We start from the raw sequence: 320 nt of genomic DNA on the forward strand, positions 1-320 counted from the left end.
CGCCGGGGTCGTACGACCAGGTGGTGATCCGTGGTGACGCGGGGAAGCGGGAGTTCATCGCGTTCTGGGTCCGGGAGGGGCGCGTACTGGCGGGGATGAACGTGAATGTGTGGGATGTCACGGACCCGATCCAGGGGCTGATCCGGTCCGGCGTGCGGGTGGACACGGAGGCGCTGGCGGATCCGCACGTGCCGCTGGAGGGCCTTCTCGCCTAGGCGTCCGCCGGGTTGCGTCGTGCCGCGCGCCTGCGGCGCCGTCGTGGTTCCCCGCGCCCGCGCGGCGGAGCCGCGCACGTCACGGCCCCGCGCCCCTGGCGGGGC

Annotated in this window: 1 protein-coding gene; it reads left to right on the forward strand. The window is 74.7% G+C overall.

Annotated elements, in window-relative coordinates; genetic code table 11:
• Positions 1 to 215, forward strand: a 215-nt coding sequence (locus B7767_RS32225) for an oxidoreductase C-terminal domain-containing protein (RefSeq protein WP_306298015.1), incomplete at its 5' end; no start/stop codon positions are given.
• Between the last annotated feature and the right edge of the window lie 105 nt (positions 216 to 320).

The sequence above is a fragment of the Streptomyces sp. 13-12-16 genome, from assembly GCF_002114215.1.
Lineage (GTDB): Bacteria > Actinomycetota > Actinomycetes > Streptomycetales > Streptomycetaceae > Streptomyces.